The organism is Rothia nasimurium (assembly GCF_035916755.1).
Classification (GTDB): Bacteria; Actinomycetota; Actinomycetes; order Actinomycetales; family Micrococcaceae; genus Rothia.
Map to the genome: position 1 here is coordinate 164,471 of NZ_JAYWIX010000002.1, position 20,741 is coordinate 185,211.

Here is a 20,741-nt window from a genome sequence, read left to right on the forward strand (position 1 = left end):
CGTCGCTACGCCACAAATACACACCATTCTCTCACTTTTTAGCGGTGGGTGCCCGCTAGTGGCTGCGTGACCTGCCCCGATTTGCTGACTGGGGTTTCCAGGCTTCTGCAAGGATCGCCTGCACGGCCCGCCGGTCAGGCTTGCCGGTGGGCAGAGTCGGCAGCTCAGGGAATACTTCAACGAGTTTGGGGGCGGACGCTGCCCCCAGCTTTTCTGCCACCAGCTGGGGGAGGGCGTCCGCAAGCTCAGAAGCGGGTGCGCTGTTGCCTGCCACCAGGGTGACGGCGGCGGTGATGGCGGTACCCCAGCGGGCATCTGGAACCCCGGCTACCAGGGCCTCGCGCACGGCCGGGTGGCTTTCGAGGGCGGTAGCTACGGCTGCCGCACTGGTTTTGATGCCGCCAGAAATCAGCACGTCGTCGGCGCGGCCCGCTACGGTGAGGGTTCCGGTGCGCAGGTCTTGGGTGCCCAAATCGTCGGTGCGGTACCAGCGGGTTCCCTGACCGTCTACAAAGAAATGGGCGGCGGTGCGCTGCGGGTCATTGGCGTAGCCGCTGGCAATGGTTGGCCCGCCCAGCCAGATGCGCCCGGGAGCGTCTGGGTTTGAGGCATCGGGTTCTATCTGCACGCGGACGCCCGGCAGCTGCTTACCTTCATAGACGCAGCCTCCGGCGGTTTCGGCCGACCCGTAGGTACGCACTACGGGCAGTGCCAGGTCGCGGGTGCTTGCGATAAGGTCGGCGCTGGCCGGTGCCCCGCCCAGCAGAATTACGGAGAAAGAACGCAGGGCCGCGAGGGTTTCTTCACGAAGGGGCCCTTCCGGGGTTTCGAGCAAGCGGTGTAGCTGGGTGGGTACCAGGGAAACCAACCGGTGCGGGGCTGAGAGCTTTTCGGCGGAGTTGACGAAATCCTGGGCCGTGAAGCGGGTGCCTTTGCTGACTGAAGCGGTCAGGACGGGGGCGGTACCTGCCAGGGCAGACCTCGCCACCACCTGCGCCCCGGCAACGTACTGCAGGGGAAGAGCCAGGAGCCACTGGGCACTGCTTGTCCCGGTGGCTGTTTCTGTGCCCTGAGCCGACGCACGTAGCGCCGAGGCCACGAGTATCGTCTGCTTGGGGGTGCCGGTGGAGCCGCTGGTCGTGACCACTAGGGCGGGGGCGTCCTGCCCTCTCTCTAGCTCTGCAAAGCGGGTGCTGAAAGTGTGCAGGGCTTCGGTGACCTGCTGGGCGGGGCTGGTGGGCTGATCTGACCCGACGCGGACGGCTATCCCCAGCTCGGGCAGGGTGGGAGAGGGGAGAGGGGTAAGGGAATCTAGTGTCATGGCTCTTTTAGTCTACGCCTGGTGATGATTGCCAGATAGTACGCCTGCTTGGTAATCTGGTGGGTAACACCTTCTGCTTCTCAAGGTCGAGATAGGAGCCAACCCATGCTTGAAGCAACCGGCGCTGCAATCGCGCTTTTGTTACTGTACCTGGCCCTGCTGGTGCTCTTCTTCGTAGTGTTACTGGGCTTTCACAAGAAAAATAAGACCGAGATTCGGGTGATTCGTAAGCGCCTGGGCCTGGGCGAGAATGCCACAGGTAACACCGACAAGGGAGCCTAACCATGACTGTACTTGCTACCAACCCGCTGGTGCCCACTACTGGGGAGGCCGTTCTTTCTGTGATTGGCCCAGCCTACCTGGTCTTCATGCTGGTCTTCCTGGTCTTTCTGGTCAACGTGCTGCTGACCTGGCACCGCAAGAACAAGCTGCGCATCATCGAGCTGGAGTTCGAAGAACGCGCCATCGACAATCGCAAGGCTGCCCGCCGCATGGCAGGCCCTGAGGCCTAGACTTAGGCCGAATGCAAGGACGCCCCGCCCCGCCTTCCCTGGAGAAGGTGGGCGGGGCGTCCTACTCGTAGTGGTACCTCACCGCAGCAATGCGCACAGAATTGCCCACGATTTTGTAAACCAGCCGGTGTTCTTCAGTAATTCTGCGGGACCAGTAGCCGGAGAGGTTGTTGCGCAGGGCCTCTGGCTTGCCAATGCCTTCGTTACCGTTGCGTTGAATATCCTTGAGTAGGGTATTGATTCTTTTGAGAACCTTGCGATCTTGCTTTTGCCACCACAGGTAATCTTCCCAGGCCTGACTGCTCCAGATAAGTTCCACGCCGCTGCCTAATCTTCGAGAAGTGCCTGGCTGGAGCCTCCACCTGCTTCAAGCTCGTCGATTGAATCTAACAGCCTTCGAGCATTGGCAGGCGAACGTACGAGATGAGCGGTCTCTTTGAGCGATTCGTATTCGGCAAGTGAAAGGATAACGGCAGGTTCGCGCCCTGCACGGGTAATCACAACCTCTTCAAGGTCTTCTACCGCGATATCGAGTACCTGGGCGTAGTTGGCGCGGGACTCGGTGTAGGTCATAGTTTTCATCAAAACCTCCTGTACAGAAAACTGTACGCTTGAGAGGTTGTATCTTCAAGAGCTCATGTTTTTCTTTTGGAATACCGCACTCAGCAGGGGAAGTATTGTCTTATTTTTTGCTCAGGGAGCGAAAGCCCACCAGACTCTCGTGCTGCCCACAGGGAAGATGGGCAGTATGAGAGTCTGGTGGGCACTTAGCCTGCGCAGCTCTGAGCCGGACGCGCGGACGCCGGTGGGCGGCTAGAAGTAGTAGGGGTAGTTTTCCCAGTTGGGGTTGCGCTTCTCAAGGAAGGCGTCGCGGCCCTCAACGGCCTCGTCGGTCATGTAGGCCATGCGGGTGGCCTCACCGGCAAAGACCTGCTGGCCGACCATGCCGTCGTCCGGAAGGTTGAAAGCGAACTTGAGCATACGAATCGCCTGCGGCGACTGGCGGGCAATGTGGGCCGCGTACTCCAGGCCCTTGGTCTCCAGCTCGGCGTGGGGCACCACGTCATTCACAGCGCCCATCTCATACATGCGCTTGGCGTCGTACTCCTTAGCCAGGAAGAAAATCTCGCGGGCAAACTTCTGGCCCACCTGGCGGGCCAGCAGGGCTGAGCCGTAGCCGGCATCAAAAGAGCCCACCGTCGCATCGGTCTGCTTGAACTTGCCGAACTCCTCAGAAGCAATGGTCAGGTCAGCAACCACATGCAGGGAGTGGCCGCCACCGGCCGCCCAGCCAGATACCAGGGCAATGACTACCTTGGGCATGGTGCGAATCAGGCGCTGCACCTCCAGAATGTGCAGGCGGCCAGCACGGGCAGGATCAATCGAATCGCGGGTCTCACCCTCGGCGTAGCGGTAGCCGTCGCGGCCGCGAATACGCTGGTCGCCACCGGAGCAGAAGGCCCAGCCGCCGTCCTTGGCAGAGGGGCCGTTGCCGGTCAGCAGCACGGTGCCCACGTTGGAGGTCATGCGAGCATGGTCCAGTACCCGGTAGAGTTCGTCGACGGTGTGCGGACGGAAGGCGTTGCGCACTTCGGGCCGGTCAAAAGCAATACGGACGGTCGGTAGATCTCGCAGAATCTCACCGGCCTCGTTGCGTTCTACCTGACGGTGATAGGTGATGTCGGTCAGATCCTCAAAGCCCTCAACCAGGCGCCACTGGTGGGGGTCAAAAATATCAGAAACCTTGGCAGGAAGTTCGTTAGTCATAGCCACCAGTCTACCCAGGGCGTCCCCGCCGCTGGCTCCTTGTGCGTAACCGAAAACTTCATCTACGCGTTCAAAGAACACGCAGATGAAGCTTTCGACGACATTCGGCGCAGAAAAGGACGGACGCCGCCCCCAGTGCCCCTGCCCGCAGGCAGGGGAGTAGGGGGCGGCGTCCTGACCCAGATGAAGCTACTAGCGGGAGAGTTCCACGGCGCGGTCGAACTCTTCGTTGATCTCGCGGGTGGTGGCGGAGTCACCCTTGTAGGTGGCAACCGACACCAGGTAGGCAAAGAGCAGGTTGACCAGGAAGCCAGGCACAATCTCGTACATATAGCCCGAGAGAACCTCGTTGTAGCCCCAGACGAAGACGGTAATGGTGCCTGCCACCATACCCGCTACGGCACCAAGTGCGGTGAGCTTGCGCCAGTAGAGGGAGAGAATCACGATGGGGCCGAAGGCTGCGCCGAAGCCTGCCCAGGCAAAGGAGACTAAGGAGAGCACGGAGGAGTCGGGGTTCCAGGCCAGTAGACCTGCGATAACAGAGACAACCAGCACGCCCGCGCGGCCCAGCCAGAGGCCCTTAGCGTCTGAGAGTTCCTTGCCGCCGCTGGTGAGCTTGTAGAGATCTTCAGCCAGAGCCGAAGAGCAGACGATCAGCTGGGAGGAAAGGGTTGACATAATCGCAGCTAATACCGCAGCCAGCACGAAACCAGCCAGCAGGGGGTGGAGCAGAATCTGGGACATATCTAGGAAGACTGACTCAGCATTGGTGGTGTCGGTCAGGGTTGCTTCGGGGTGGCGGGCAAAGTAGGCGATGCCGATCAGGCCAGCGCTCATAGCACCGACCAGGGTGGCAATCATCCAGGTGATGCCGATGCGGCGGCCGGCCGTGGCGTCCTGGGCTGAGCGCAGACCCATAAAGCGCACGATGATGTGGGGCTGACCGAAGTAGCCCAGGCCCCAGGCAGCTGAGGAGAGAATGCCCAGTAGGGTGGTGCCAGCAAAGAGAGAGAGGGCGTTAGGGTTGACGGACTCGATGGTGGTTTCAAGGCCGGAGAAGCCGCCGACGTAAATCAGGGCCATAATCGGCAGGACGATGAGGGCGGTCAGCATGAGCAGGCCCTGGACGACGTCGGTGTAGGTTGCACCCAGGAAGCCGCCGAAGAGGGTATAGGCAACGGTGATGCCGGCGACCAGCAGCATGCCGGTGTGGTAGTTACCGCCGAAGGAGGACTGGAAGAAGACGCCACCGGCGACCATGCCGGAAGAGACGTAGAAGGTGAAGAAAATCAGGATCACCAGGGCGGCGAAGATACGGATGATGCCGCGGGGGTCACGTAGGCGGTTGTGGAAGAAGGAGGGGACGGTTACCGAGTTGCGGGAGACCTCGGTGTAGGCGCGTAGGCGGGGTGCTACGAACTTCCAGTTGAGCCAGGCGCCGGCAGTTAGGCCGATTGCGATCCAGGCTTCAGCCAGGCCGGTGATGTAGAGGGCGCCGGGTAGGCCCATGAGGAGCCAGCCTGACATATCTGAAGCACCTGCTGAGAGGGCCGCTGCGGTGGGGGGGAGGGAGCGCCCGCCGAGCACGTAGTCGTCGAGGTTGTTGTTCTTGGACTTGGCCCAGATGCCGATGCCGACCATGGCGGCGAAGTAGATAGCCAGGGCTATCAGCTGGTAGGTGGTGTTGCTCATGAGCTCCCCTTGGATTGTAGGCGAGGACGTGCGGGTTGGGGTGGGTACGTCGGCGCACCTTCCCCTTTGTGTAGTTTCTCTAAAGTATCTTGTTTAGATTACTTGAGGCATCTTCCCGCATGCATGTTTTGGTCTGTGCGTTAGCTTACACCCTGCGGGTCTGCTTGACACTATCTCACCGCCTGAAGCTATTTAGAATCGGTGTGCAACACCGGTGAGCTTTTCTTAAGGGTGCCCCTGGATGTGCGGATCTATCACGGGTAGGGCTGATGTGTGCAGGGTTACCGCAATGGCTGACCTGTTGGTGCGCCAGACGATGTAGGCGCCGGAGGTAGCGATGAGTACAATGCCCAGGTAAGACCAGGCAGAGAGCACTTCACCCAGCATGAAGGTGCCCACGATGGCCCCCACCACGGGGTCGATGGAGAAAAGCACCCCGATGACGGCGGCGCTGGTCAGCTGCCCGGCGATGTTATCGGCAGAATAGGCAAGGGCTACGCCCACGATGGCGGAGAGAGCCAGCTTGAACCAGGCGTCCGCGTCCAGATTCGCCATAGCAGGCACCGACAGGGGAAGCTGAATGAGAGCCGAAAAAGCCAGGGACATGGTGGTGCCGCGCAGGCCGCTGGTAGCGGCGGATGCCGACCCCATGCGGGCCGAGTAGATGGTGTAGCCTGCCATGGAAGCGGCAGACCCGAGCGCCCAGATAAAGCCGATGGGGTGGGCGTTCCCGGCGAGCGTGGGCCCGGCAATCATCACAACCCCGGCCAGGGCAAAGAAGGCCATAAGCCCGTCGCGCAGCCGCCGCACCCCCAAGAGGGCCACAACAAAGGCGCCCAGGTATTCAAAGGTTACCGCCACGCCCAAAGGAATATGGTGCACCGCGTTGTAGAAGCAGACGCTCATCAGGGTCAGCACAAACCCGTAGACCAGCACCTGGGGAAGGTCCTGCCGCCGCAGAGCAAGGGGGTTAGGGCGCACCAGCGCCCACAGGACCACAGCGGCAATCAGGGCACGCAGGGCGGCGACCTGGGTGGGGCCAACGCTGGCAAAGAGTACCGAGACAATCGCAGCTGAAATCTGAATACCCAGGGAGCCAGTGAGGATCAGAAGCAGGGCAGCGGTGCCCCGACGTTCGGCCGGTATGCGGTCAGCGAGGTTCACAGTGCCCCCTAGAACCCGCAGGTGCTTTCGAGCAGCGGGTCTACCACAGTCCAGGGGGCCTGCTTGATACGGTCTGGGCTGAAGACAGAGAGCATCTCAGCAGCCGTTTCGGGCAGGTGGGGGCCGGCCTCGCCCGCACTGGCCCCCGTGAGCGGAGGCAGCGGAATAGAGGCAGCAATCATGCGCATAATCTGCTCGGTGGGTACACCCGCGGCGGTGAGCTCAGCGAGGGTGACGGCCCCGTCCCTCTTGGCCAGGCGCTTGCCCTCGGCGTTGAGGGCCAGGGGCACATGGGCGTAGGTGGGCACCTGCAACCCCAAGAGGTGAGCTAGATAGGCCTGGCGGGGAGCAGAGGGTAACAGATCGTCGCCGCGCACCACCTCGGTGACCCCCTGGTAGTCGTCATCAACCACACACACCAGGTTGTAGGCGTAGACCCCGTCGGCCCGCACCAGCACAAAATCGTCGACCGCGTCGGTGTAATCTCCGGCGAAACGGTCGGTGACAGTCCATTCGCTCACCTGGGCTTTCAGTCGTAAGGACGCCGGCCTCAGCGCCCTGCGCTCGGCCCGTTCTGCCTCGGTGAGGTTGCGGCAGGTGCCGGGGTAGGCGCCGGGGGCGCCGTGCGGGGCGCTGGAGGCCTCCTGAATTTCTTTGCGGGTGCAGTAGCACTCGTAAACTAGCCCTGCCTCTCGCAGGCGGGTAAGGGCGTCCGCGTAGGCATCTAGGCGGGTGGACTGGTAGAGCACCTCCCCGTCCCAGTCGATACCGAGAGCCGCAAGGTCGGCTAGCTGGCGCTCAGCAGCCCCCTTCTTGACCCGGTCTAAATCCTCCACCCGCATCACAAACCGGCCCCCCGCGGTGCGGGCCATCATCCAGGCCATCAGGGCGGTGCGCAGGTTACCCAGGTGCAGATCACCCGAGGGGGAAGGCGCATAGCGGCCGCAGGGCAGGGGAGTGGACGGGGGCGCAGCGGGGGAGGAAGTAGAAGACATCACCCCTCTAGTCTAGTAGCTCACAGGCTTCTGTAATATGACAGAAGGTTGCGCTGAGTAGGCAGAGAACCGTCAAAAAGTGCAGTGTGGCAAGAAATAACCCCGCAAGTGGGGTTTAAACAGGCTGCTCACCTGCCTCAGTCCAGTACCTTAGAGAGTATGGCTAGAACTCTTGAAATTGCCGATGGTATCTATCAGATCTCAACGGATAACTACCGTCTTAACTCCGGCCTTATTGTGGGTGCAGAGAAGGCTATGGTGATTGATACCGGCGCCGGGCCCCGTCAGGGCGCTGAGATTCTAAGAGCGGTCCGCCGGGTCACCGACCTGCCCCTGGTCGCGGTCAACACCCACGCGCATTTCGACCGCTTTATGGGCAATGCTGTGTTCATCGCCGACGGGGTCACTGATATCTGGGCCCACCCCCGCGCAGCCCGCGCTATCGAAAGCTACGGTGACCGCCAGCGTCTTTACGTTGAGGTGCTAGAACCCGAGATGGCCCACCAGCAGGGCTCCAATACCGAGCTTGTGGTACCCACCCGCTTCCTGCCCGGTGACGGCACCCGTCCGGCCTTTACCCGCGTAGAGCTGGGCCAGCGGGCCGTGACTCTCATGTATCTGGGCCTGGCCCACACCGACGGGGACGTGCTGGTAGGCGTCGACGATGTGCTGTTTGCTGGCGATATTATCGAGCAGGGCTCAGACCCCGCCTTCGACGACTCCTACCCCGAACTGTGGGTCGGCACCCTGCGTACCCTGGCAGGGCTCGACCGCTACCGTATCTTCGTTCCCGGGCACGGCACCCCGGTGGAGAGCACCTTTATCGAGCGTATGGCCGACACCATGGAAGACGCCGTCCAGAAAATTGCTGACTCTGCCCTGAAGAAGGTTAAGGGGGCTACCACAGCCTCCATGTACCAGCTACCCTATTCTGGCGGGTCCACCCGTATTCTGCTTGACCGCCTGATGAAGCTTGAAGCTCGTGAGGCTGAGGGGCAGGGGCTCTCAACCGTCACATTCGAGGGGGACGCCGCGTCCGGCCTCACCGGCCCCATTACCCTGGGCCAGGGCTAAAGCCCCTGAGCGCCTAGTAGGCCCAGACCTTCCGGTAGGCGCTGCGCTTCTTGTTTTGGGGGCGCAACAGGGCGACCTGGGTGCTGGTAGTCAGGGCCGCTACCGCCCCAATCAGGCAGATCGCTGCCATAAAGGCAGAACCGGGAATCGGGTTGGTGTAGGTGACCCAGTAGAGGGCCAGAGCGCAGAAACCCGAGAAGAACCCCGAGATAGAAAGCAGGGGAACCAGAATCAGCCCCGACCGCTGGGTATCGCTCATATCAAGTTCCTCTGAGCGCATAAAGCGCAGAATCACGAGCCCCAGCACACCCCAGAGACCGGTGACCAGAATAGCTGCGACCACATCGGCTGGGCGGTGCCAGCCGTTGACCACGGTGGAATAGCCAGCCGCTACCGTAAAGACCATGCTGACGAGCGCTACGGTGGGGCGGAAACGCTTGGGGGAAGCCAGGAAGAGGGCCAGGCCCGCAGCGGCTGCGAAAGTCGTGTGGCCGGACGGCGCCGAGTTACCCAGGGCCTCCTGAATACCTAGGTTGGGCTTGACGATGATGTAGTTCTTCAGCAGCTGGGTGGTGAGGTTGGCACCGGTGGCAATGGCCACACCCACCAGGGCAGGTACAAAGCGGTGCTTCCATAACAGCACAAAGAGAATACCGATAGCCGCGGTAATACCGGCGGCGGTAGGAATGAAGTCGAGCAGGGTAGAGGTCTGCTCGGTGTAGGTCATGAACTGATAGGAGAACTCCTGGAAGGAAATCTCGTCGAGCTCCTGGCCGGTTGGCGTTGTAATAAAGAAAATAAAGGCCGCTACCAGAAGGCAGAAAAGGGTGCCTGCCGCAAAGAAGTGCTGAATCAGGGTCCAGAGCGAGGGGCGGGTCTGGCGAATATGCGAGGGGGTGAGCATATGCAGACGGCCCGAGGGGGAACCCTCACCCGAGTGGGCCTGGCTACCATAGGGGGGTCGGCCGTAATCCGGAGCCGGCTGCCTCGGGGCGCGATAATTCTGGGCGGGGTAGCCGGGGGCCGGCTGTCCTTGCCTAGCAGAGGCGGGGGCGCCGTAGGGGGCCTGTGGGGCCCGGTGGGCGCTGACGGCGTCCGGACGCGGGGCCGCGGCCTGGGCACGGGCCTTGCTCGCTGCGCGGGCAGCACGTTCCTTCTTGACCCGGTGCGCTGCCTCCTGAGCAGCGGCCTGGGCGGCGGCAAAACCGGTCTTAGCTGCTGCCAACCCGCTGGCGGTACCGGCCTGCAACTTAGCTTTGATGGCCTCACCCTGGGGAGTAGAAGGCGCGGCAGGCTGGGTTTCTAAGAGCTGGGTGCGGTCGGGGTCAGCCGAGGGAAGGGATGCAGGCCTAGTCAGTGGCTGAGTCACCGGGTGCTGCTGGGCAGACTGCGACCGTACAGAGGCAGGGAGCACCACGGTGGCATCATCGTCTGTAAAAGCGGCGCGGGCCTGAGAAGCGGGAAGCACCTCGGTAGCGTCTTCACCGGGGCTCACCGGCAGAGCAACCGTGCGGTCGTCGTAGGCCTGGGGTGTTAGCACCTCGGTGGCATCGTCGGGTGTGCCAGAAACAGCGTTAGAATCGCGCTTTTCAAAACTCACAGTTATCGCCAAAGACCTTTCTGCCGCGTGTAGACACCTCAACGAGCCTACCAAGCCCTGCCTGCTATTTCAGCCCTAGACCCTGCTAGGAGCTAACAGGCTCAGCCTGCACTGCTATTGTGACAAACTCACATGGGACTTTCCTGAGAGAACCCCTAATGTTGCGCGAGCACCTTCACACAGCCCTGCAGAAACGGCGAAAGAGTAGATTAGAAGGTATGACAGCTAGCTCCCTGCCCCCGCTCGAAGAAATCCTGGCCGCTACCTGCGTCGTGGCCCTGCCTATGCGGGTGAAGTTTCGCGGCGTCACCCTGCGCGAAACCGCCCTGATTCAGGGGCCAGTGGGCTGGGGGGAATTTGCTGCTTTTACTGAGTACGAGCCAGCAGAGGCGTCCGCCTGGCTGGCCTGTGCTATCGAGGCAGCCTGGCTGCCCTACCCGCAGCCGCTGCGCACCAGTATCCCCCTTAACGCTACGGTTCCTGCTGTGGACGCTAGCGAGGTTGAGGCGGTGTTAGCCCGCTACGAGGGGCAGGTGCGGGAAGTCAAAATCAAGGTGGCTGAGGCCGGGCTGCCGTTTGAAGAATCTCTAACCCAAGACCTCGCCCGGGTAGCCGCAGTGCGTGCTGCCTGCCCGGGAGCCCGCCTGAAGATTGACGCCAACGGCGGCTGGACCGAGGCCCAGGCCGTCCGCGCCCTCAACGAGCTGGCCGACTACGACCTACTCTACGCTGAGCAGCCGGTCCCGGGTATTGAGGGCCTTGCCCGGGTACGCGATCAGCTGCGGGCGCACGGCAACCCCCTGCTCATTGCCGCCGATGAGGCCGTCCGCAAGGCTGACGATCCACTGCGGGTTGCCAGCCTGGGGGCTGCGGACCTCATCATTATTAAGGCTGCCCCCCTGGGCGGGTTAAGGCGGGCCCTGCACATCGTGGAGCAGGCGGGTCTACCCGCGGTTGTTTCATCTGCCCTTGAAAGCTCGGTCGGCATCCGTACCGGGTCAGCACTGGCCGCAGCCCTTCCCGAGCTGCCCTACGGGTGCGGCCTGGGCACGGTCTCGCTCATGGCCCAGGACGTCACAGCCCACCCCCTTATGGCCCGGGACGGGGAGCTGCCCCTGCGGGATGTCACCCCCGAGCCCCATCTGATGGAAGAGGTAGCAGCCAGCCCCGACCGCACCGCCTGGTGGCACCGCCGAATAGAAGCCTGCTACCGCCTGCTTGAATAGGGGCAGCTGGGCAGCAGCAGAACCCGGCCGAGCCTTGAAGAGGGCAGCGAGTAAACTGGTGGGGTGACTGATGCACCCTCAACCTCCTTTATGACCGCAATTTCTGTGTTCGATACCCTGGTGCGAGCAGGAATGCGGCATGTTCTCATTGCCCCGGGCTCGCGCTCAGCACCCCTGGCCTACGCTCTCGCTGCCCTAGACCAGGCCGGGGTCATCGAAGCCCACGTGCGCATCGACGAGCGCAGCGCCGCCTTCACAGCTTTGGGAATGGCCAAGGCCAGCGGCCAACCAGTGGGTATCGTCACCACCAGCGGCACCGCCGTGGGCGAATGCCTCCCGGCCCTTATGGAGGCCTACCACGCTGGCGCGCCCCTGGCCCTGCTCTCGGCCGACCGCCCTGCCCGGCTCCAGGGCACCGGCGCCAACCAAACCACCGACCAGCAAGTGATTGCTCCCGCCCACACCCGGGCGTCCTGCACCCTTGAAAACTACACGGCCGACCCCGCTGACCCCCAGAGCGCCCAGCTCAACGCGGCGCTCGCAGCTCTGACCGGGCGTTCAACAGACAACTGGGACGCCCCCGCAAGCACTCCGCGGGGGCCCGTCCAAATCAACCTGGCCCTTGATACCCCACTCACCCCCAACCCTCTAGACCAACAGATCCTAGAGCGCTGGGCGCGCTCGCTGGCTGAGAACCCACCGGCACCTGCCACCCCGCTACCCCCGGCCGACCCCAGCGCAGCTAGCTGGCTACGCGCAGGCACCACCGAGGGAACTGGGCGGACGGACGGCGCTGGCACCGCCCGCCGTACCGTCGTTGTGGCCGGTGACGGGGCAGGGCCAATCGCCCAAGCCTTCGCCCAGCAGCAGGGCCTGCCCCTGCTGGCCGAACCCTCATCGAACGCCCGCTTCTCGCCCCTGGCCGTGCCCGCCTACCGGCAGGTACTGGCAGGGCATCTGGGGCAGCAGATCGAGCGGGCCGTCATCTTCGGCCACCCCACCCTTTCCCGGCCGGTTGCCACCCTGCTGGCCAACTCCGCGATAGAACGCGCCCTCTACGCGCCCTCACCTGCCCCCTGGTATGAGCCCGGGGCCCTTGACCTGCGGGAGATTGCAACCCTGACTGAACTGGTCGACTTCGCAGGCACAGGCCAAGGGGCTACAACCGAGGACGGCCAGGACTGGACGGTCAGTTGGAGCGAAGCCGGCCAGAAACTAGCCCAGGAACTGGGCCAGCAGGTCGCCGACTACCGGGAGGGCACCTACACCCTGAACGCCCAACCCGGGGCAAGCTCAGCCGACCGCACCGCAGGCTACTCTCTCGTTGACACCACCTGGCGGAGCTGCCTAGACGATGACGCTGTTCTGATGGTGGGCTCATCCAACCTCATCCGCGACCTTGACCTCATCGCCCCCTCCCTGGCAGCCTCACCCCTGGTCTTTGCCAACCGCGGCCTAGCTGGCATCGACGGCACAATCGCCACCGCGTCCGGAATTTCCCTGGCCCTCAATCGCCCGGTCCGCGTGCTCGTCGGGGATCTCACCTTCCTACACGACACCGGCTCCCTCAACATCGGCCCCCTCGAACGCAAACCCAACCTCGACGTGCTGGTCTACGACGACCGGGGCGGCGGAATCTTTTCAACCCTGGAACACGGCCAACTAGCCCAACACGAGAAATTCGCCCCGGCCGTCCGCCGCTTCTTCACCACCCCGCACACCGTCCAGCTCGAAGAACTCGCAACAGCCTGGGGCGAGAACGGAATCAGCGTCAGGGTGGTGCGGCCGTAGGGTCTTCTTACTAGTTACACAAAAGCCCCTCCACACCTGCGTGTGGAAGGGCTTTTCTCTGCGGAAGGTCGGTTACTTCTGGGCGGTTTCAGTGGCCCAGGGAACTGCGGTCTCGTCGGCCTCTACCTCGTTACCCGTTTCGTCGGGGTTGCGGGAGAGGTGAACCAGGGCCAGGCCCAGGCCGCCCCAGATGAGGGTGATGGAGACAATCAGCATAACGATGGCGATGGAGCTCATTCTAGGCACCTTCCTTTTCGGTGGCTGACTGGGCTGCCGACTGGGCGGTGGCGTCTACGTGGCCGTGGACGACCTTACCGCCGGCAATCGGGGGAGCCGGGGGAGTCAGCGCTGCGCGGGAGGTCTTAGACCAGGGCAGCATAGAGACGATGATGGCTACGACCAGCAGGGCGATGACCATGCCCCAGCCGAAGATGTTGAGCATCTGGTCGGGGTAGCCCTCGTAGGGCTCATTGATGAGCGAGATGAAGGTGTTGATCAGGGAGTAGCCCAGGATGACGGGGGTGACGCCTGCCAGCAGGATTATCCAGAGCTTGCCCATCTTCCAGGACGAACGCTCGTTGAGGTGGTCGCGGAAGATTGGCAGGGCGCGAAGCAGGTAGGCAACCACGAAGATGGAGACCAGGCCAGCGGCGAGGATGCCGAACTGGTTGACAAAGTTATCCAGGATATCCAGGACGTAGAGGCCGGAGGTAGTGGCCATGAGCAGGGTGGAGATTACCGCGATAGGGGCGATAACCAACAGGGTGGAGCGCACACGGCCCAGGTTGAACTTGTCTTCAACACCGGCAACGATTACCTCAACGATGGAAATCATGGAGGTGAAGCCTGCAAAGAGCAGGGAGCCGAAGAAGAGCACACCGATCAGGGTGCCACCGGGGGCTTGGGAGATGATGGTGGGGAAAGCGATGAAAGCCAGACCAATACCTGAGGTTGCTACCTCGGAGACCTGGGTGCCAGCAGCGGTTGCCATGAAGCCCAGGGCTGCGAAGACGCCGATACCGGCCAGCAGCTCGAAGGAGGAGTTTGCGAAGCCCACAACCGCGCCGGACCCGGTTAGGTTGGTCTTGTTCTTCAGGTAGGAGGCGTAGGTGATCATGATGCCGAAGCCAATGGACAGGGAGAAGAAGATCTGGCCGTAGGCTGCAACCCAGACGCCGGGCTCGGTCAGAGCAGCCCAGTCGGGGGTGAAGAGGGCATCGAGGCCGGTCATTGCGCCGTCCAGGGTTAGGGAATAGCCGACCATAACCAGGAACATGATGACGAGCACGGGGATGAAGAAGAGGTTAGCCAGGCCCACGCCCTTCTGTACGCCCAGGGACATGATGAGGGCTAGCAGTACCCAGATGCCAATCAGGGGATAGAGGATGCCGGGCACGAAATCGAAGGTGAGGGCTACGGGATCAGCCAGCTGCAGAACGTCCGCGAAGAAGAAGATCTGTGGGTCGTCGCCCCAGGCGTGGGTGAAGGAGTAGATGAAGTAGCGGGCGGCCCAGGCAAGAATCGCTGCGTAGTAGATAGCGATGATGAAGTTGATGCCCATGTGCCACCAGCCGATGAACTCGGTCTTGCGGTTCAGGCGGCGGAAGGCCAGGGGAGAGGACGCGCGGGCGCGGTGACCGATGACGTAGTCAAAGAAGAGGAAGGGCAGACCCGCGGTGAGCAGGGCGACCAGGTAGGGGATCATGAAGGCGCCGCCACCGTTATCGTAGGCGACGTAGGGGAAGCGCCAGATGTTACCGAGACCAACGGCTGAACCGATAGCTGCAAAGATGAAGACCTTGCGGCTTGAGAAGCCTTCTCGTTTCTTGGGCGCTGAGGTGGGGTTTGAACTCATGTGAGTAGTCCTCCGCAGGCTAACGTGTGAATGAATCTTTTGTAGTATGTGGGGTCAGACTAGTAAGTGATAAATAAATCTCAAATAGTGGATAGAAAATTGGGTAAAAAAATCCCGGCGGTTTCCCGCCGGGAGCAGCTCTAGGCGTCGCGGTGGACGACGGCGTGAGCGAAGGATTTGAGGGCCTCCTTGACCACAGAGTCAGGCAGGGGCTCGATGGCCGCAATAGCATCGTCAGCCCACTGGTAGGCAATCTCCCATGCTTCTGCTGTGACCGGGTGGGCCGAGAGGGCTGCAACGGCTTCGGCTAGAGCTTCGTCGCTGGTGAGGTCGCCCTGAATCAGCTGCTGGACGTGCTGGGCTTCAAGGTCGCCGGTTGCGGCAGCCCGGCCGAGCAGGATGGTGGGCAGGGTGGGGACGCCCTCGCGCAGGTCGGTGCCGGGGGTCTTGCCGGAGGCGACCCCCGAGCTGGTGACGTCGATGACGTCGTCGGCCAGCTGGAAGGCTACACCTACTAGCTCGCCGTAGCGGGCCAGCATCTGCACGGTTGCCTCGGGGGAGTCCGACAGAATAGTGCCATAGGAGCCCGCTGCTGCAATCAGGGAGCCGGTCTTGCCCTCGATGACCTTAATGTAGTGGCTGAGAATGTCTTCGTTTTTCTCGGGGCCGGTGGTCTCAAAGAGCTGACCCAGTACCAGGCGTTCAAAAGTCTGAGCCTGAACGGCTAGAGCGCGGCCACCCAGTTCGGAAACAATCAGAGAAGCGCGGGAGAAGATGAGGTCGCCGGTCAAGATAGCGACAGAGTTGCCCCAGATGTTCTGGGCGGTATCTACACCGCGACGTTTGGGGGCGTCGTCCATGACATCGTCGTGGTAGAGGGTAGCCAGGTGGGTTAGTTCAACGACAACAGCTGCGTCGATGACCCGGTCGTTGATGCCACCACCGGCCTCTGCTGCCAGCAGGGTGAGCAGGGGGCGTACCCGCTTGCCACCGGCAGAAAGCAAGTGACGGGATGCCACATCTGCCAGGTGGTTGGTCTGGGCAACCGCACGTTCTAGGCGCTGCTCAACCTCAGAAAGGGCCTCAAGAATCTTGGGGCCGAGTTCAGCGTCCTGTGCAATGAGTTCAAACCCCTTGGGCAGGTTGAAGTCAGCTTCGGGCATGAGCGCTTCAACGCTCATAGGGGAGCTGGTGGGTTCAGTCACGGTGTCTTTCACATTTCTTCGGTGGGTGGCTGCGGCCCAGAGCCGCGGCAAGCTGCTGGTGTAAGTCTACCGGGTTTACTGCGCGGGCTTATAAGCGCGGTGCAGGGCTACAATGCCGCCGGTCAGGTTCTTGTACTGAACGTTCTGCCAGCCGGCGTCGGTGAAGTGGCGGGCCAGCTCATCCTGGGCGGGCCAGGCAAGAATAGACTCAGCCAGGTACTCGTAGCTTTCGGGGTTTGAAGAAACCTTGCGAGCAACCGGCGGAATCAGCTTCATGATGTAGTTGCGGTAGATAGCGCGGAAGGGCGCGAAGGTGGGGGTGGAGAACTCGTTGATGACGATGCGTCCGCCGGGCTTGGTCACGCGGTAGAGTTCGCGCAGGGCCTGGGGGTAGTCAGCGACGTTGCGCAGGCCGTAGCTCATGGTGACGGCGTCAAACTCTTCGTCGGCAAAGGGGAGGGCGGTGACGTCCGCCTGTACGAACTCGATATCGGGGCGGCGGCGGCGGCCTACGGCCAGCATGCCCTCGGAGAGATCGGCGGCGATGACCTTAACGCCGGCGTCGGCGAAGGGTTCGGACGAGGTGCCGGTTCCGGCTGCGACGTCAAGGACCTTCTGGCCGGGGTGGGCGTCGACCGCAGCAACGGTCTGCTTGCGCCAGTAGATGTGTTGGCCCAGCGACATGATGCCGTTCATCAGGTCGTAGCGTTCGGCTACCTGATCGAACATGGAGGAGATGTCGGTGGTCTTTTTGTTAAGGTCTGCTCGGTTCACCCTGCCTATTTTGTCATGTTTGTGCTTAAAGCTCACCTTGGGGGTGTGTAAAAAATTCATAATGAATATTCATGCATGGGTTTGCATTTTTACGCATAGGCGTGCAGAATAAACCTCAAAGCACATCGCACCTACACAGTTTTAGATACGAGGTACACCATGAAGAAGGCTCCCTTCGCTCTCGCCGCAGCTGCTCTGATGCTCACCGCCTGTGGCTCATCCAGCACCGGCACCACCACTGAGTCAGGCGTTTCCCTGATGTCAGAGGGCAAACTGACCGTCTGCACCAACCCTCCCTACGCTCCTTTTGAATACGAAGAAAACGGCAAGATCGTTGGTCTGGACGCCGATATCGCAGCAGCTATCGCCTCAGACCTGGGCGTCGAAGCCGAAATGTTCACCACCAGCTTCGAGGGCATCCAGTCCGGTGTAGCCCTTTCCTCCAAGCAGTGCGACATTGCTCTGTCTGGCATCACCATCACCGATGAGCGCAAGACCGTCATGAACTTCACCGACTCCTACGTCGATGACAACCTGGCCATCCTGGTTCCCGCTGGCTCCGACATCAAGAGCGACGCTGACCTCTCTGGCCGCAACATCGGCGTGCAGCAGGCTACCAGCGGTGAAAAGTACTCCCAGGAAGCCGGCGCTAACACCGTCCAATACGAAGACAACGGCCTGCTCCTGCAGGCAGTACAGACCGGCCAGGTCGATGCCATCGTCGGTAATATCACCGTGCTGTCTGAAATGCTGACCTCTGACTCATCCCTTTCTGTAGTCCAGGAAATCGAGACCGGTGAGCAGATCGCTGGTGCCGTTGCTACCGAGAACACCGCCCTGCTTGACTCCGCCAACGCGACCCTCAAGAAGATGGAAGAGGACGGCCGCCTGGCAGACCTGCGCGAAAAATACCTGGGCGTATCCCAGTAACCACGGACAACGGGTAGTAGCGTAAACCCAAGCTCACCAACGGGGGTAGGCTAGCGCAGGCGTAGCCTACCCCTCACCCGTATACCCCTCTTCTACGCCGATACGAGCCCGGGCAACCGGGGAAACAAAAGGAAAAGACTACCCATGGCACTGTCGACCCGGCAGAAACAAACCTACGCCCGCTACGCCCAGTACGCCCTGCTGGCTATCATCGCACTCGTTGTTATTCTCGTTGCCGACTGGGCTACCTTGCGCGATAAGGCCTTTAACCCCGAGATTATCGCCCAGCAGTTCCCCAACATCATCACCGTTGCCCTCAAGAACACCCTGATTTACACGGCATTAGGCTTCGTGGTGGGCCTGGCTGGCGGTGTTCTGCTGGCCCTGATGAAGATTTCATCGGTTGCCCCCTACCGCTGGCTAGCCTCCCTCTATATTGAGCTCTTCCGCGGTCTACCCGCGCTGTTGGTCTTTATCGCCTTTGGTTACGGTATTCCCTTGGCCTTCGGCCTGCGCCTGAATAACTACGTCACCGTCATGCTGGCCCTGGGTATGGTGTCGGCCGCCTACATCGGTGAGGTGCTGCGCGCCGGCCTGGAAGCTGTGCCCAAAGGCCAGTACGAGGCAGCCCGGTCGCTGGGCATGAGCCACACCCGCGCCATGGTCACCGTCATTATTCCCCAGGCCTTCCGCATCGTCCTGCCCCCGCTCACCAACGAGATTATCCTGCTCACCAAGGATTCCTCCCTGGTCTACCTGCTCGGTATGTCGGTGGCTCAATACGAACTGACCAAGTTCGGCCGTGAGGGCATCTCGGGTTCCGGCGCGGGCCTGACCCCGCTCGTCCTGGCAGGCGCCTGCTACCTGATTATCACCGTCCCGCTGGGCTTCCTTGCCCGCCACTTCGAAAAGCGCGTCAAGGCCCGCTCCCGCAAGTAAAGCACCCACCTACCCCAGGAAGAACCAGCCATGACTCTTCAGACCGTACCAGCGTCCGTCACCATCACCAACCTGCATAAGTCCTACGGCGACGTCGAAGTGCTCAAGGGCATCGACATGTCGGTAGCTCCCGGCGAGGTCGTCTGCCTGATCGGCCCCTCGGGCTCGGGTAAGTCCACCCTGCTTCGCTGCGTCAACCTGCTCGAAACCCCTAACTCCGGCAGCATCGAGGTGGCCGGTCACTCAGTGACCGACCCCGATGTTGATATCGACGCCATGCGTCGCTCTGTGGGTATGGTTTTTCAGCAGTTCAACCTCTTCCCCCACCTGACCGTGCTGGAAAACTGCACCGTTGCCCAGGTCAAGGTGCTCAAGCGCTCTAAAGCCGAAGCCAAAGAAATCGCCCTGGCCAACCTCGAAAAGGTAGGCCTGGCCGATAAGGCCGCCCGCCACCCCGACCAGCTCTCCGGTGGCCAGCAGCAGCGCGTCGCTATTGCCCGTGCCCTCTCCATGAACCCCGCCCTCATGCTCTTTGACGAGCCCACCAGCGCCCTGGACCCTGAGACTGTGGGAGATGTGCTCTCCATTATGCGCCAGCTCGCCGCCGAGGGTATGACCATGATCGTGGTAACCCACGAGATGGCTTTCGCCCGCGATGTAGCTGACCGCGTGGTCTTCATGGACGGCGGCGTGGTCGTCGAAGAGGGCCCCTCTGACGCCGTCATCGGCAATCCCCAGCACGAACGCACCCAGCTCTTCCTCTCCCGCGTGCTCAACCCCACCGCCCAGTAAGGCTTGGCCCAGTAAGTTAGGCTCAGTAGCACCAACGCGGTAAGACAGCCCAGACCCGTTCAAAGCGGATCTGGGCTGTCGGCGTAGAGGGAGCTAGCTAGTTTTGATGTGGGGCAGCATACCTGTGTTGGTGTCGGGGGAGGGCACCTCGGCGGACGGCTTGCGGGGTCGTGCCCTGCGCTGGGTGAGCAGGGAGTCGGTGATGAAGAAGGCGGCAGCTACCCAAATTAGAATGAAGCCTGCCCAGCGCCCTGCTGAGAGGTGCTCCTGGGTTACAAACAGGGCAAGGAGGAATTGCAGGGTGGGGCCAACATACTGCACCATGCCCAGAACAGAGAGCGGGATGCGGGCAGCGGCACCGGCAAAGAGGAGCAGGGGGACGGCGGTGAGTACGCCGCTAGCAGCCAGAATCCAGAAGTGGGCCGGGCCTTCTGCGAGGAGGGTGAGCTGGCCGGTGCGAGCAAAGTACCACATCAGTACAGCTGCCAGCGGGGTTAGGAGCAGGGTCTCCATGGTCAGAGACACCAGGGCAGGCACTGCCCCGATTCGTTTCTTGACCAGCCCGTAGAAACCGAAAGTGAAGGCCAGCCCCAGACCCAGCCAGGGGACTGAGCCGTAGAAGACCACCATCACCAGCACCGCGAGTGCAGCAACACCGATGCCGGCCCACTGGAGGGGGCGCAGGCGCTCACCCAGGAAGACGACGCCTAGGGCGACCGAGACAATGGGGTTGATGTAGTAGCCCAGGGAGGCTTCCATGACGTTATTACTGGTGGTGGCAATGACATAGAGCAGCCAGTTGCCGAAGATGAGCAGGCTGGCAACCAGTAGCAGGCCCACCTGGCGCAGGTTCCCTAGCACTGCCAGCAGGTTTTTGACCTGCCGGGTGAGCGGTAGCAGGGCTAAACAGAAGACCAGCGAGAAGAGCACCCGGCCAGCCACGATCTCTAGGGGAGTAGCTGGTGCTGTCAGCATGAAGTAGAGGGGGAAGAGCCCCCAGATGAGGTAGCAGAAAAAGGCGTAGAGGCCGCCTGCTACCTGCTCGTTTTTGGCTGTTTTCACCGGCATATTCTTCGTGCTTCTCTCGGTATCGTGTGGGCGGTC

The 20,741-nt window shown here is 61.9% G+C and carries 21 protein-coding genes; 8 read left to right on the top strand and 13 right to left on the bottom strand.

Features of this window, described 5'->3' with window-relative positions:
* Positions 1-55 precede the first annotated feature (55 nt).
* Entirely contained in the window at positions 56-1,321 is a 1,266-nt protein-coding gene (locus VSX42_RS02545; RefSeq protein ID WP_326502825.1) for an AMP-binding protein, read from the bottom strand.
* A gap of 105 nt (positions 1,322-1,426) precedes the next feature.
* Between VSX42_RS02545 and VSX42_RS02550 the strand changes: the two genes are divergently transcribed.
* Entirely contained in the window at positions 1,427-1,603 is a 177-nt protein-coding gene (locus VSX42_RS02550; RefSeq protein WP_326502826.1) for a hypothetical protein, read from the top strand.
* A 2-nt stretch (positions 1,604-1,605) separates the two neighbouring features.
* Positions 1,606-1,833 carry a hypothetical protein gene (locus VSX42_RS02555; RefSeq protein WP_326502827.1) on the top strand — a complete coding sequence of 76 codons (228 nt, stop codon included), beginning with the start codon at positions 1,606-1,608 and terminating at the stop codon, positions 1,831-1,833.
* Positions 1,834-1,894: 61 nt separating this feature from the next.
* On the opposite strand, the gene VSX42_RS02560 is transcribed toward VSX42_RS02555, so the two are convergent.
* The 6 genes from VSX42_RS02560 to gluQRS form a co-directional block, all read right to left on the bottom strand.
* On the bottom strand, positions 1,895-2,152 hold the full coding sequence (locus VSX42_RS02560) for a Txe/YoeB family addiction module toxin (protein WP_237206154.1): 258 nt from the start codon (positions 2,150-2,152) through the stop codon (positions 1,895-1,897).
* Positions 2,153-2,160: 8 nt separating this feature from the next.
* The gene (locus tag VSX42_RS02565; RefSeq protein ID WP_326502828.1) at positions 2,161-2,415 is read right to left on the bottom strand and encodes a type II toxin-antitoxin system prevent-host-death family antitoxin; all 255 of its coding nucleotides are present in this window, start codon (positions 2,413-2,415) and stop codon (positions 2,161-2,163) included.
* Between the two features lie 231 nt (positions 2,416-2,646).
* The gene (locus tag VSX42_RS02570) at positions 2,647-3,600 is read right to left on the bottom strand and encodes a 1,4-dihydroxy-2-naphthoyl-CoA synthase (RefSeq protein WP_326502829.1); all 954 of its coding nucleotides are present in this window, start codon (positions 3,598-3,600) and stop codon (positions 2,647-2,649) included.
* A gap of 192 nt (positions 3,601-3,792) precedes the next feature.
* Positions 3,793-5,292, bottom strand: a complete 1,500-nt coding sequence (gene putP / locus VSX42_RS02575; RefSeq protein WP_326502830.1) for a sodium/proline symporter PutP — start codon at positions 5,290-5,292, stop codon at positions 3,793-3,795.
* 225 nt (positions 5,293-5,517) lie between these two features.
* Entirely contained in the window at positions 5,518-6,456 is a 939-nt protein-coding gene (locus VSX42_RS02580) for an EamA family transporter (protein ID WP_326502831.1), read from the bottom strand.
* Positions 6,457-6,464: 8 nt separating this feature from the next.
* Positions 6,465-7,451: a tRNA glutamyl-Q(34) synthetase GluQRS gene (gene gluQRS, locus VSX42_RS02585; RefSeq protein WP_326502832.1), complete on the bottom strand. Its 987-nt coding sequence runs from the start codon at positions 7,449-7,451 to the stop codon at positions 6,465-6,467.
* Positions 7,452-7,610: 159 nt separating this feature from the next.
* On the opposite strand from gluQRS, the gene VSX42_RS02590 reads away from it, so the two are divergent.
* Positions 7,611-8,525 (top strand): MBL fold metallo-hydrolase, encoded by a 915-nt coding sequence (locus tag VSX42_RS02590; RefSeq protein WP_326502833.1) that lies wholly within the window; start codon positions 7,611-7,613, stop codon positions 8,523-8,525.
* Positions 8,526-8,538: 13 nt separating this feature from the next.
* Here the strand turns inward: VSX42_RS02590 and VSX42_RS02595 are convergent, their stop codons facing one another.
* Positions 8,539-10,125 carry a phosphatase PAP2 family protein gene (locus tag VSX42_RS02595; protein WP_326502834.1) on the bottom strand — a complete coding sequence of 529 codons (1,587 nt, stop codon included), beginning with the start codon at positions 10,123-10,125 and terminating at the stop codon, positions 8,539-8,541.
* A gap of 218 nt (positions 10,126-10,343) precedes the next feature.
* Between VSX42_RS02595 and VSX42_RS02600 the strand changes: the two genes are divergently transcribed.
* Both VSX42_RS02600 and menD read left to right on the top strand, forming a co-directional pair.
* A complete protein-coding gene (locus VSX42_RS02600; RefSeq protein WP_326502835.1) occupies positions 10,344-11,351 on the top strand; it encodes an o-succinylbenzoate synthase in 1,008 nt (335 codons plus the stop codon).
* A gap of 63 nt (positions 11,352-11,414) precedes the next feature.
* Positions 11,415-13,142 carry a 2-succinyl-5-enolpyruvyl-6-hydroxy-3-cyclohexene-1-carboxylic-acid synthase gene (gene menD, locus VSX42_RS02605; RefSeq protein ID WP_326502836.1) on the top strand — a complete coding sequence of 576 codons (1,728 nt, stop codon included), beginning with the start codon at positions 11,415-11,417 and terminating at the stop codon, positions 13,140-13,142.
* A gap of 72 nt (positions 13,143-13,214) precedes the next feature.
* Here the strand turns inward: menD and VSX42_RS02610 are convergent, their stop codons facing one another.
* The 4 genes from VSX42_RS02610 to VSX42_RS02625 form a co-directional block, all read right to left on the bottom strand.
* Positions 13,215-13,379, bottom strand: a complete 165-nt coding sequence (locus VSX42_RS02610) for a methionine/alanine import family NSS transporter small subunit (protein ID WP_326502837.1) — start codon at positions 13,377-13,379, stop codon at positions 13,215-13,217.
* Position 13,380: 1 nt separating this feature from the next.
* Positions 13,381-14,997, bottom strand: a complete 1,617-nt coding sequence (locus tag VSX42_RS02615) for a sodium-dependent transporter (protein WP_326502838.1) — start codon at positions 14,995-14,997, stop codon at positions 13,381-13,383.
* A gap of 140 nt (positions 14,998-15,137) precedes the next feature.
* Positions 15,138-16,178 carry a polyprenyl synthetase family protein gene (locus VSX42_RS02620; protein WP_326503003.1) on the bottom strand — a complete coding sequence of 347 codons (1,041 nt, stop codon included), beginning with the start codon at positions 16,176-16,178 and terminating at the stop codon, positions 15,138-15,140.
* A 99-nt stretch (positions 16,179-16,277) separates the two neighbouring features.
* Positions 16,278-17,036 carry a demethylmenaquinone methyltransferase gene (locus VSX42_RS02625; RefSeq protein WP_418950757.1) on the bottom strand — a complete coding sequence of 253 codons (759 nt, stop codon included), beginning with the start codon at positions 17,034-17,036 and terminating at the stop codon, positions 16,278-16,280.
* A 99-nt stretch (positions 17,037-17,135) separates the two neighbouring features.
* Between VSX42_RS02625 and VSX42_RS02630 the strand changes: the two genes are divergently transcribed.
* From VSX42_RS02630 to VSX42_RS02640, 3 genes are all read left to right on the top strand, one after another.
* Positions 17,136-17,906: an ABC transporter substrate-binding protein gene (locus VSX42_RS02630; RefSeq protein WP_326502840.1), complete on the top strand. Its 771-nt coding sequence runs from the start codon at positions 17,136-17,138 to the stop codon at positions 17,904-17,906.
* A gap of 144 nt (positions 17,907-18,050) precedes the next feature.
* Positions 18,051-18,845 (top strand): amino acid ABC transporter permease, encoded by a 795-nt coding sequence (locus VSX42_RS02635; protein WP_326502841.1) that lies wholly within the window; start codon positions 18,051-18,053, stop codon positions 18,843-18,845.
* A 30-nt stretch (positions 18,846-18,875) separates the two neighbouring features.
* Positions 18,876-19,637 carry an amino acid ABC transporter ATP-binding protein gene (locus VSX42_RS02640; protein ID WP_326502842.1) on the top strand — a complete coding sequence of 254 codons (762 nt, stop codon included), beginning with the start codon at positions 18,876-18,878 and terminating at the stop codon, positions 19,635-19,637.
* Between the two features lie 93 nt (positions 19,638-19,730).
* Here VSX42_RS02640 and rarD read toward each other — a convergent pair whose 3' ends face one another.
* Positions 19,731-20,705, bottom strand: coding sequence for an EamA family transporter RarD (gene rarD / locus VSX42_RS02645; protein ID WP_326502843.1), 975 nt, complete (start codon positions 20,703-20,705; stop codon positions 19,731-19,733).
* Between the last annotated feature and the right edge of the window lie 36 nt (positions 20,706-20,741).

Coding starts and splice junctions, on each gene's coding strand:
- VSX42_RS02545 (WP_326502825.1), bottom strand. CDS start 1,321: ATGACACTAGATTCCCTTACCCCTCTCCCCTCTCCCACCCTGCCCGAG.
- VSX42_RS02550 (WP_326502826.1), top strand. CDS start 1,427: ATGCTTGAAGCAACCGGCGCTGCAATCGCGCTTTTGTTACTGTACCTG.
- VSX42_RS02555 (WP_326502827.1), top strand. CDS start 1,606: ATGACTGTACTTGCTACCAACCCGCTGGTGCCCACTACTGGGGAGGCC.
- VSX42_RS02565 (WP_326502828.1), bottom strand. CDS start 2,415: ATGAAAACTATGACCTACACCGAGTCCCGCGCCAACTACGCCCAGGTA.
- VSX42_RS02570 (WP_326502829.1), bottom strand. CDS start 3,600: ATGACTAACGAACTTCCTGCCAAGGTTTCTGATATTTTTGACCCCCAC.
- putP (WP_326502830.1), bottom strand. CDS start 5,292: ATGAGCAACACCACCTACCAGCTGATAGCCCTGGCTATCTACTTCGCC.
- gluQRS (WP_326502832.1), bottom strand. CDS start 7,451: ATGTCTTCTACTTCCTCCCCCGCTGCGCCCCCGTCCACTCCCCTGCCC.
- VSX42_RS02590 (WP_326502833.1), top strand. CDS start 7,611: ATGGCTAGAACTCTTGAAATTGCCGATGGTATCTATCAGATCTCAACG.
- VSX42_RS02600 (WP_326502835.1), top strand. CDS start 10,344: ATGACAGCTAGCTCCCTGCCCCCGCTCGAAGAAATCCTGGCCGCTACC.
- VSX42_RS02610 (WP_326502837.1), bottom strand. CDS start 13,379: ATGAGCTCCATCGCCATCGTTATGCTGATTGTCTCCATCACCCTCATC.
- VSX42_RS02615 (WP_326502838.1), bottom strand. CDS start 14,997: ATGAGTTCAAACCCCACCTCAGCGCCCAAGAAACGAGAAGGCTTCTCA.
- VSX42_RS02620 (WP_326503003.1), bottom strand. CDS start 16,178: ATGAGCGTTGAAGCGCTCATGCCCGAAGCTGACTTCAACCTGCCCAAG.
- VSX42_RS02625 (WP_418950757.1), bottom strand. CDS start 17,036: ATGAATTTTTTACACACCCCCAAGGTGAGCTTTAAGCACAAACATGAC.
- VSX42_RS02630 (WP_326502840.1), top strand. CDS start 17,136: ATGAAGAAGGCTCCCTTCGCTCTCGCCGCAGCTGCTCTGATGCTCACC.
- VSX42_RS02635 (WP_326502841.1), top strand. CDS start 18,051: ATGGCACTGTCGACCCGGCAGAAACAAACCTACGCCCGCTACGCCCAG.
- VSX42_RS02640 (WP_326502842.1), top strand. CDS start 18,876: ATGACTCTTCAGACCGTACCAGCGTCCGTCACCATCACCAACCTGCAT.
- rarD (WP_326502843.1), bottom strand. CDS start 20,705: ATGCCGGTGAAAACAGCCAAAAACGAGCAGGTAGCAGGCGGCCTCTAC.